Consider the following 10136-nt stretch of genomic DNA (forward strand, 5'->3'; position numbering starts at 1 on the left):
CCCCCGAGGGCCTTTCAGGTGAACGAATGACCGCGCACCCTGATGGCCTGCAACAACCCGACCGCGATGAGATTGGCGAACGTGGCCGTGCCGCCGTACGACACGAACGGCAGCGGCAACCCGGTGATCGGCATGATCCCGATCGTCATCCCCACGTTGATGAACATCTGGAACGCGAACCAGCACACGATCGTCCCCGCGACCAGCGTCCCGAACCGGTCCTCACACTGCCTGGCGATCTTCAGCCCGCGCAGCAGCACCACGCCGAGCAGCAGCACCACGGTGACGGACCCGAGAAAGCCGAACTCCTCCCCCGCCACCGTGAAGATGAAGTCGGTGTGCTGCTCGGGCACGAACCGCCCGGTCGTCTGCCCGCCGCCCAGCAGCCCCTTGCCCAGCAGCTGCCCCGAGCCGATCGCGATCAGCGACTGCGTGCTGTTGTAGCCCACCCCTCGCGGATCCACGCTGGGATCGACGAACGCGGTGAACCGCGCCACCTGGTACGGCTCCAGCAACTGGAAGTAGAACACCGCGAACACTCCCGCGCCCGCCACCATCGTCAGCGCCGCGATCAACCGTTTTCGCACCCCCGCGATGATCAGCCCGGACGCCGCGATCACCGCCAGCACCATAGCCGTGCCGAGGTCGGGCTGGAGCATCACCAACCCGATCGTGAGCGCCGCGGCGAGCAGCGCCAGCACGACGTCGAACCCGCGCGGCCGGTCGGACCCCTCCGCCGGCTGCGCCAGCAGCATCGCCGTGATCAGCAGCAGGCCCACCTTGGCGAACTCCGACGGTTGCACCGCGAACCCGCCGCCGAGCAGGATCCACGAGTGCGAGCCGTTGATCGTCGCGCCCAGCGGAGTGATCACCAGGCCCAGACCCACCAGGGACATCAGGAACACCAGCGGCGCGTACGCCCGCATCGCCCGGTGGTCGATCGAGGCCACGATGCCGCACAGCACCACACCCAGCGCCTGGTTGAGCAGGTGCTTCTTGACCAATCCCGTCGCCCCCGGCGCCCAGGTGCGGGTGGACGACCACACCAGCAGTGTGCCGATCACGCACAGCCCGGCCACCGCGACCAGCATGAGCCCGTCGAAGCGCCGCACGGCCGAGTTCTCGCCCGCCACCCGCCGCAGCAGCGAGGGGCGCCGGACAGCGGCCGTGCGGCCCGTCATCCTCTTGCCACCGTTCCGTCAGGCGCGAACGTCGGCAGCCGCGTCGTCAACCGCCCGCCGGGCACCGCCGGGGGCCGCTTGATGCCGTAGATGCCCTCGTAGATCTCGCGCGCGGCCGGCGCCGCCGCCGAGCCGCCCATCCCACCCTGAGAGATCATGACGACCACGACGTATTGAGGGTTCTGGGTGGGTGCGAACGAGGCGAACCACGCGGTGTCCTTCTTGCCCCAGACCTCGGCGGTGCCGGTTTTGCCGCCGATGCGTACCTTGTTCATCGGGAATCCGGCGAAGGCGCCCGCGGCGGTGCCGTCGGAGGGCACCTGGCTGAGCGCGTTCTTGATGTAGCGCCGCTCCTTCTCGCTGAGCGGCAGCTTGCCCACCACCGGCACGTCGATGGTCTTGACCACCTTGCCGTCGGGCCTGACCTGCGCCCACCCGATGCGCGGGCTGCGCAGCCTTCCGTCGGTCACCAGCGCCATGTAGGCCCTCGCCAGCTGGAGCGGCGTCACCAGCACGTCGCCCTGGCCGATGGAGAAGTTGGCCGCGTCACCCGGCCGCAGCAGGAACCCCTCGGTACAGTTCTCCAGCGCGAGACGCTTCAGGAACTCCGCCCGCGCACGGTCCTTGACCTCCGGATAGCCCTTACGCGACCGCTCGCAGTTGACCGCGCTGGTGCGGTTCCACAGGTCCTTCTTCCAGGCCCGGTCGGGGATGCGCCCCGACGACTCGCCCGGCAGGTCGATGCCCGTCGGCCCGCCGAAGCCGAAGGACCTCGCCACGTTGGCGAACACCTCCTTCGGCGTCTTCTTCGGGTTGCGGCCGCCGTCTTTCAAGTACTGCTCGAAGGCGGCCTGGTAGAAGATCGTGTCGCATGATTTGACCAGCGCCATGTGCAGGTCGAGCGTGCCCAGGGGGATGCCGCGGAAGTTGTTGAACGCCCGTCCGCCCACCATGACGGAGCCGGGGCAGCTGTATTTGCCGTTGAGCGGGTAGCCGGCCCGCAGCATGGAGGTCACCGACGAGACCTTGAACGTCGAACCCGGCGCGAACTGGCCGTTGATCGCCCGCGACACGAGCGGCTTGCCGGACTTCTCCGACATCAGCCACTGGTATCCGCGCGCTGAGATCCCGCCCGCCCAGATCGCCGGATCGTAGCCGGGGGCGCGGGCCCGCGCCACGACCCTCCCGGTGCGGGCGTCGAGCACCACCCCGGCCCCGCCGTCGGCTGCCGGCGCCGACTTCATGGCCCGTGCGAGTGCCTTCTCCACCACGTTCTGGACGCGGGAGTCGATGCTGGTGACCAGGTGGTCGCCCGGAATGGGAGTGGTCTGCTCCTCGACGCCGAGCGCCTTGCCCATCCGATCGACCTGCACCCTGCGCAGCCCCGCCTTGCCGCGCAGCGCCTCGTCGTAGACGTATTCGAGCCCGTCACGCCCGACGAGGTCCACCCCCGAGAAGCTGGCCTTGAGCCCTTCGCGCTTCTCCAGCTCCGCCTCGGTGACCGGCTGGAGGTAGCCGAGCATCTGGGCGCCTGCCCTGCCTCCCGGATATTGCCTGACGGAGTGGATCTCCGCCGTGACCCCGGGAAACTCCTCCTGTCGCTCGAGGATCTGCAACGCCTCACGGGTGTCGACCTTCTCGTCCAGCGGAACCGGCTGGTACGGCGAGCCCGTCCAGCACGGCTTGGCGATCCCGGGCCCGCACGGCGTGATGCGCTGCTGCAGGTGCGCCACCGGCCTGTCGAGCACCGCGGACAACTTGCGCAGCACCTTCACACCGCCGTCGGGCATCCTCGAGAGCCGTGTACGGTCCACGGACACGACCAGCGCGGTCTTGTTGCGCACCAGCGGCCGGCCGGACGAGTCGAGAATCTGCCCGCGCACGGCCGGCACGATCACGGTGCGTGTCCGGGTCTCCGTCGCCCGCGTCACGAACTCCTGCCCGCGCACCACCTGCACCTGCCACAGCCGCATGGCCAGCACGACGAGCAGCGTCAACACGAGAACGTGCAGCACCAGCAGCCGCGCCCGCATCCGCATCATGTCCTGAACCTCGCCCGCCCGGCACGCGTGGTCAGCCAGATCACGAGCGGCGAGACCAGCAGCGTGTAGACGACGGTGACCGGCACCTGCTCGGTCAGCGTGGACATCGTCACCCGGGAATCGGAGATCAGCCCGCCCACGCCGGCCGCCAGCAGCGGCGCCATCAGCACGCACAACACGACCGTCGTCACCGGCCCGCCCGCGCCGTGCCCTGCGACGTAGCCGACGAGCGCGAGCACGAACGCGTACTGGCCGAGCAGGTGCGCGGTCGGCGGCATGACGTCGACCAGCAGCCCGGCGAAGAACCCGAGCATCGCGCCCGACGCGGACCCGCGCGACAGAGCCGTCCCGATCAGGGCGAGCAGCACCAGGTCAGGCGCACCCCCGCCGGGCAGCGGCAGCCGGTTGACCAGCATGACCTGCGCCAGCAGCGCGATCACCACGGACAACCCCCCGATCACCGCGACCCCTCCCCATCGACGACCACACCGGACCCTGCGCACGCCCCACCCGAAGACGCCACTCCCGCCCTCACCAGGGCCCAACCCCATGCAGCTCTCACACCCGACCCCACCAGGGGATCGTCCGAAGGCGTCACCGCACCTGGCGGCGGAGCGATCATCTCGCCCGCAGAGGCGCCCGCACCTGGCGCCGCGTCCACTCCCGGCCTCAGAACCGTCATCCCTCCCGACGCCCCGATCACCGCGCCTTCTCCTTGGGGGGCAGCACCGCGTCACGCGGGTCACGCTTGGGCGCCTCCACCACCACACCGACCACGTCGAGAGCCGTCAGATCCGCGTACGGCCTGGCGTAGGCGATGCGCGTCAGCTCTCCAGGCGTCGACTCCACCCTCTCGATCACCCCGACGGGCACCCCGGGCACGTACGGCCTCCCGTGCTGCGATCCGAAGCTCACGATCCGCCCGCCCCTGGTCAGCGGTGCGGTCGAGTCGAGGAGCCGGAACTGCACGAGCCGCCCGTGCTCCCCCACCCCGTGCACGACTCCGATCTCCTTGGCCCCTTCCAGCCGCGCCCCCACGGCCGAGGCGGGATCGCTGAGCAGCACCACCGTCGAGCTGTGCGCCGACGCGCGGATGACCCTCCCGACCAGCCCTTCGCCGTTGAGCACGGTCATCTCCGTACGCACGCCGTCGCTGGTGCCCGCGTCGATCTGCACGGCGTCCTCGAACCCGGGCGCTCCCCGCCGGGCGACGACGTTGGCCGGCACCACCTTGTATCCGCCCGCACCTGCCAGGCCGAGCAGATCCTTGAGCTCCTTGGCCCGGTCGGAGTCGAGTTTGCCGACCAGCATCCCCGCCCGGAGCTTGGCGTTCTCCGCCTTGAGGGCGTCGATGCGTTCCTGAGCGCCGGGCGCGGCCACCAGCGCCTGGACGAACCCGCCGATGGGGCGTACGACGCCGCCGCCGAGTTGCTCCACCGTGCCGAACACGTAGGCTCCGGCCGCTCGCAGCGGGTGCAGCGGCGAGTTGTCGCCCGTGCGATGGTCGATGGTCAGGAGGACCAGCGCCGCCGCCAGCAGCGCTCCCAGGATCAGCCGGGCACGGTTGGAATCTCTCATCAGTGTCGCGACTCCGGAACCAGGACCTGCTGGAGCGCCTCGAACTCCTCCGCACACTTGCCTGACCCGATGGCGACCGAGTCGAGCGCATTGTCGACGAGGTGGACGGGCATGCCCGTCTCGACCTTGACCCGCTCGTCCAGCCCTCTGAGCAGGGCGCCACCGCCGGTGAGCGCGATGCCGCGGTCCATGATGTCGCCGGACAGCTCGGGCGGGCACTTGTCGAGCGTGGTCTTGACCGCGTCGACGATCGCGTTGACCGGCTCCTCGGTGGCCTTCCTGATCTCCTCGCTCGACACGATGATGGTCTTGGGCAGCCCGCTGACCAGATCGCGGCCGCGGATCTCCGCGTGCAACTCCTCGCCGTTGGGGCAGGCCGAGCCGATCGCCATCTTGATCTCCTCGGCCGTGCGCTCGCCGAGCATCAGCGAGTATTCCTTCTTCGCGAACGAGATCACCGCCTGGTCGAGCTCGTCGCCGCCGATCCGGATCGACTGGCTGGTGACCACGCCGCCCATCGAGATGATCGCCACCTCGGTCGTGCCCCCGCCGACGTCGACCACCATGTTTCCGGTGGGTTCGTGCACCGGCAGCCCGGCGCCGATGGCGGCCGCCATCGGCTCCTCGATGATGTAGACCTTCCTGGCACCCGCCTGGTATCCCGCCTCCTTCACCGCGCGTTGTTCGACGCTGGTGATGCCGCTGGGCACGGCGATGATGATGCGAGGCTTGGCGAGGTGGCGGCGTCGATGCACTCTTTGGATGAAATATCGCAACATCCGCTCAGTGACATCGAAATCGGCGATAACACCATCCTTGAGCGGACGAACGGCGACGATGTTGCCAGGCGTACGGCCGATCATCCGCTTGGCCTCGATGCCGACCGCCACGATCTTGCCGGTGGCGGTGTTGATCGCTACGACTGACGGCTCGTTTAGCACGATGCCCCGGCCGCGCACGTAAACCAACGTGTTTGCGGTGCCCAGGTCGACCGCCATGTCGCGGCCGAGAAACGCGAGCTTGCTGCCCATGGGGAACGGAGCCCTCCGTAACGTCCAATGCGAATGACTACGGATCGAATTCGAATCGTAACGTGACGTACCCACCGATGGGCGCAATGAGCCCCCGCGCCCCTCAAAAATCTCCAGCCCCTACCTCAACCGCAATTTTGCCCGGATTGCACCACAACATCCGACCGGCCGCGGGAACGCCTCAACACCCAACCGCGGGCAAGACTATGGAAACGCTCCGATAAAAAACTGCTCGCGCCCCCGTAAAGAAATCGGCGAAAAGACCACTGCCCGCGCAGCGAAAAGCTACGCGGGCACGGCAGGAAAGGGGGAGACGGCTAGAAGCGGTCGGGGAAGAAGATCTTGATCTCCCTGGCGGCCGACTCGGGCGAGTCGGAGCCGTGGACGACGTTCTCCCCGATCTCGAGGGCGTGGTCGCCACGGATCGTGCCGGGGGCCGACTTGACCGGGTCAGTGGCGCCGGCCAGCGCACGGAAGGCCTCGACCGCGCGCGGGCCCTCGAGCACCATGGCGACGAGCGGCCCGGAGGTGATGAATTCGACGAGCTCGCCGAAGAACGGCCGCTCGGAGTGCTCGGCGTAGTGAGCCTTCGCGGTGTCGGCGTCGAGGGTGCGCAGGTCCATCGCCACGACCTTGAGGCCCTTGCGCTCCACGCGGGCGATCACGTCACCAATGAGGCCGCGCTTAACCCCGTCGGGCTTGATCAGGACAAGAGTGCGCTCGGACACTTGATGTTCTCCTTCGAACAGAGTGGGACGCGGCGACAGGCACCGGACCTGGCCCGGTGAACGCTCCGCGGGGCACGGGCCCACGCGTCGCCATGACAGGGCCCTCAGCTTACCGTCCCGTGCCGCGCCCTCGTTTCGCTACGCGGAGGCGGTGTCCTCGGGCGAATGCGCCTGCGGCGGCACCGCCGGCGGCTCGGGCCGCCGCTCGTCACCCCACCGCGGCCGGCCCGTGTCGAAGGCCGACTCGGGGGGCGCGCCGGCCCGGGCGCCCTCAGCCGCGGGCCCTCCGACGCAGGGCTGCTCCGCCGAGCCGGCGTCCGCCCTCTCATCAGGGGACGGCGCCTCCTCCTTCACCGGCCGCCGGGCCATCACCGAGGCGAGCGCGATCACCACGACCAGCAGGAAGCCGCCGATCAACGCCCACCAGTGCAGGGCCCCGACGAAGCGGTCGACCAGTTCCTGGGCCGAGCGCACACCGTCGAACATCGTCATCTGCACCCCGGTACCCAGCAGGAAACCCGCCAGCACCCCGGCGCAGCACAACGACAGCCCATAGACCGCCGCTCCGAATCCCACCTCCTGCAACGCCGCCGTCAGCGCCACCGCCGCCCCTGCGGCGAGCAGCGTGAACGGCACCACGAGCACCAGCCCATCAGCGGCAGGCACGACCAGCCGGACCGAGCACAAGCCCGCGACCATGGCCAGCAGCCCCAGAGGCACCAGCCACCGCGCGGCGATCCCGGCGAACAGCCGCACCGCCACAGCAGCCGCGACGGCGAGCAGCCCGGCCAACCCGAACGGAACCCACAACCCGCGCAGCCCCGGCCCGCCGAGCCCGCCCATCTCCATGAGCGTGACCTGCGCCGCGCTCGGCAGGAGCACCACGCCCACCGCCACCATCGAGTACGACAGCGTACGGTTCGGTGGCGGCCCGAATGAGGCCAGCACCAGCAACCCGACGACCGCCAGGCCCGCCAGCGCGATGACCGGGATAGCCCGCCAGCCTTCGTTCGCGGTGCTGATCGCCATGATGGCGATGCCCGCCGCAGGCGCGACGGCCAGCAGCAGCCTGCCGCGGTCCTCGTCGTCGGCCGCCTGCGTGGACGGCCGGCCGAGCAGCATCCATCCGACGAGGTGGACGGCGGCCAGAGCGAGCGCCACACCCGTCACCAACGGGTAGGGCTGCAACGTCACCTTCCAGCTGCTCACCGCGTCGAGTGGCCAGAGCGCCAGCGCCTGGGCCGCGAGCAGGCTCAGACCGAACGTGCCCACCCACAGGGCGCGCAGCACCCGCGCCCGCTCCCAGACGGCCGCGAGCGTGGCGGGCAGGATCAGGCCCGCGCCGATGCCACGCACCACGCGCACCGCGCCTACCAGCAGCTCGGACCCGGCGTAGCCGCCCGCGGCGTCGGACAGCGCCATCAGCGTCAACCCGGCGAGCAAGAGGTGCGCGGCCTGCACCCGGCGCAACGCCACAGAGGCGAGCGGCACGGTGAGCATCAGCGCGGGCAGGGCGAGCCCGTGGGTGCGCATGAGCCCGATCTGGTCGATGTCGCCGGGAAGCAGCTTGGCGACGACGGAGAGCGTGTTGGGGATCGCGACGATCGCCAACGGCAGCGCGGCCACGACGAGGAGCCCGAGCACGGCATCGAGCAGCCATGGAAGCCTGGGGCCAGCCGGGTGCGGCGACCGATGGATCGGGGGGACGGCCATGTAGGCCGACTTTAGCGGGTAGTAGCGCCTTCGACACGGCGAGCGACGATAATCGCAGTGATCCACAGTGCGGCGAAGATCGCCCCGAGGAAGAACATCGCCGGCACGAGGAAGCCCGCGCAGATGGCCAGCAGCTGGACGACGCTGCCGAGAACGTAGCCGAAGGGCTTCTTGAGCAGGCCCGCGGCGACCACGCACAACACGGCCAGGCCGATGCCGACGGTGACCGCGAGCCACGGCTCGACCCCGACGACGCTGATCGCCACGGGTGTGATCAGCCCGGCGACGATCGCCTCCATGCCGAGCACGCTGGCGCCGAGCCGCCGCATCCCCGGGGTGACCTCGAAGCTCATCACGAACCATCCGCCTTCAGCAGCAGCCGCGCATCCCCCGCGGTGACCACGGACCCGGTGATGAGCACGCCCGTGCCGCTGAACTCACCCTCGGCGTCGGCGATGCCGATGCCCTTGTCGATGGCGTCGTCGAGCCGGTCGACGACGTGCACGCGCTCCTCACCGAAGACCGGCACCGCCAAGGACCCCAACTCCTGCGGCGTCATCGACCGGGGAGAGGAGTTGCGCGTGACGATGATCTCGTCGAGCACGGGCTCAAGCAACTCCAGCAAGGCGTCGACGTCCTTGTCGCGCATGACCGCGACCACGCCGATGACCTTGGCGAAGTCGAACGCCTCGTGCAGCCCCTCCAACGTGGCCTGCATACCGGCGGGGTTGTGAGCGGCGTCGACCACGACCGCCGGCGTGCGCCGCACGACTTCCATCCGCCCCGGCGAGGCGACCTCAGAGAACGCCTGGCGCACGAGGTCGACGTCGAGCGGATCGTCGCCGCCGGTCAGCGCCTCGACGGCGGCCAGCGCGCAGACGGCGTTGCCCGCCTGATGGGCGCCGTAAAGCGGCAGATAGACCTCGTCGTAGACACCCTTCAGCCCGCGCAGCGTGAGCAGTTGCCCTCCGAGCGCCACCTCACGGTTGAGTACCCCGAACTCGAGCCCTTCCCGCGCCACGACTGCGCCGACGTCGGCCGCGCGCCTCATGAGCACCTCGGCCGCCAGCAGCTCCTGCTGGGCGAACACGGCGGTGGAGCCGGCCTTGATGATGCCCGCCTTCTCCGCGGCGATGCTGGGGATGTCGGGCCCGAGCCGATCGGTGTGGTCGAGCGAGATGGGCGTGATCACCGACACGGTGCCGTCCGCGACGTTGGTAGCGTCCCAGGAGCCGCCCATCCCGGCCTCGACGACCGCGACATCGACCGGCGTGTCGGCGAACGCCGCGAACGCCATCGCCGTCAGCAACTCGAAGAACTGGATGCGCCGCCCCTGCGTGTCGGTCAGTTCGGCATACGGGATGATCTCCTCGTAAACCTCGGCGAACCGTTCCTCGCTCAGCGGCGCACCGTCAACGGTGATCCGCTCGCGCATCGACACCAGGTGCGGGCTGGTGAACCGCCCCACCCTCAGGTTGCGCTCCCTGAGGAGCGCCTCTGCCAGCCGCGCCGTGCTCGTTTTGCCGTTGGTGCCGGCAATGTGCATGACGGGGTACGCCCGCTGCGGGGAGTCGAGCACGTCAAGAAGGGCCGCGATCCTGTCGAGCGTCGGCTCGAAATCCCACTCGACGCCACGCTCCATGATCGCGCGTTCTACCGCACGATAATCCACACCCCAACCCTACTGACCGCCCCCACCGCTCACGACGCGGCCCGGCTGCGGAGGTGCCCCAACACAAAAAAGAGGGGGTTTCGACGCGCTAGGCGTCGAAACCCCCTCCAAAGATTGTCCGGCGGTGACCTACTCTCCCACACCCTCCCGAGTGCAGTACCATCGGCGCAGAGAAGCTTAACTTCCGGGTT

9 protein-coding genes are annotated in these 10136 nt (G+C 69.5%); all 9 read right to left on the reverse strand.

Features of this window, described 5'->3' with window-relative positions:
* Positions 1–14 precede the first annotated feature (14 nt).
* On the reverse strand, positions 15–1181 hold the full coding sequence (gene rodA, locus ABGB01_RS42120; protein ID WP_347779600.1) for a rod shape-determining protein RodA: 1167 nt from the start codon (positions 1179–1181) through the stop codon (positions 15–17).
* Positions 1178–3223 carry a penicillin-binding protein 2 gene (gene mrdA, locus ABGB01_RS42125; RefSeq protein WP_347779601.1) on the reverse strand — a complete coding sequence of 682 codons (2046 nt, stop codon included), beginning with the start codon at positions 3221–3223 and terminating at the stop codon, positions 1178–1180. Before mrdA ends, rodA begins: the two co-directional genes overlap by 4 nt.
* Entirely contained in the window at positions 3220–3684 is a 465-nt protein-coding gene (gene mreD / locus ABGB01_RS42130) for a rod shape-determining protein MreD (RefSeq protein WP_347779603.1), read from the reverse strand. The genes mrdA and mreD overlap by 4 nt, the downstream gene beginning before the upstream one ends.
* A gap of 238 nt (positions 3685–3922) precedes the next feature.
* Positions 3923–4801, reverse strand: a complete 879-nt coding sequence (gene mreC, locus ABGB01_RS42135) for a rod shape-determining protein MreC (protein ID WP_347779605.1) — start codon at positions 4799–4801, stop codon at positions 3923–3925.
* On the reverse strand, positions 4801–5832 hold the full coding sequence (locus ABGB01_RS42140) for a rod shape-determining protein (protein WP_347779606.1): 1032 nt from the start codon (positions 5830–5832) through the stop codon (positions 4801–4803). The genes mreC and ABGB01_RS42140 overlap by 1 nt, the downstream gene beginning before the upstream one ends.
* 317 nt (positions 5833–6149) lie before the next feature.
* Positions 6150–6560, reverse strand: a complete 411-nt coding sequence (ndk, locus tag ABGB01_RS42145; protein ID WP_020546379.1) for a nucleoside-diphosphate kinase — start codon at positions 6558–6560, stop codon at positions 6150–6152.
* Between the two features lie 138 nt (positions 6561–6698).
* Entirely contained in the window at positions 6699–8273 is a 1575-nt protein-coding gene (locus ABGB01_RS42150; protein ID WP_347779608.1) for a hypothetical protein, read from the reverse strand.
* 11 nt (positions 8274–8284) lie between these two features.
* Positions 8285–8626, reverse strand: coding sequence for a DUF4233 domain-containing protein (locus ABGB01_RS42155; protein WP_347779609.1), 342 nt, complete (start codon positions 8624–8626; stop codon positions 8285–8287).
* Positions 8626–9915 (reverse strand): folylpolyglutamate synthase/dihydrofolate synthase family protein, encoded by a 1290-nt coding sequence (locus ABGB01_RS42160; RefSeq protein WP_347779615.1) that lies wholly within the window; start codon positions 9913–9915, stop codon positions 8626–8628. The genes ABGB01_RS42155 and ABGB01_RS42160 overlap by 1 nt, the downstream gene beginning before the upstream one ends.
* Positions 9916–10136: the final 221 nt, after the last annotated feature.

The organism is Nonomuraea sp. B5E05 (genome assembly GCF_039880665.1).
Classification (GTDB): Bacteria; Actinomycetota; Actinomycetes; order Streptosporangiales; family Streptosporangiaceae; genus Nonomuraea.

What these genes read in the sequence shown, in the direction of transcription:
- ABGB01_RS42150 (WP_347779608.1), bottom strand. Translation starts at nt 8,273, where the DNA reads ATGGCCGTCCCCCCGATCCATCGGTCGCCGCACCCGGCTGGCCCCAGG.
- rodA (WP_347779600.1), bottom strand. Translation starts at nt 1,181, where the DNA reads ATGACGGGCCGCACGGCCGCTGTCCGGCGCCCCTCGCTGCTGCGGCGG.
- ABGB01_RS42160 (WP_347779615.1), bottom strand. Translation starts at nt 9,915, where the DNA reads ATGGAGCGTGGCGTCGAGTGGGATTTCGAGCCGACGCTCGACAGGATC.
- ABGB01_RS42155 (WP_347779609.1), bottom strand. Translation starts at nt 8,626, where the DNA reads ATGAGCTTCGAGGTCACCCCGGGGATGCGGCGGCTCGGCGCCAGCGTG.
- mrdA (WP_347779601.1), bottom strand. Translation starts at nt 3,223, where the DNA reads ATGATGCGGATGCGGGCGCGGCTGCTGGTGCTGCACGTTCTCGTGTTG.
- mreC (WP_347779605.1), bottom strand. Translation starts at nt 4,801, where the DNA reads ATGAGAGATTCCAACCGTGCCCGGCTGATCCTGGGAGCGCTGCTGGCG.
- ABGB01_RS42140 (WP_347779606.1), bottom strand. Translation starts at nt 5,832, where the DNA reads ATGGGCAGCAAGCTCGCGTTTCTCGGCCGCGACATGGCGGTCGACCTG.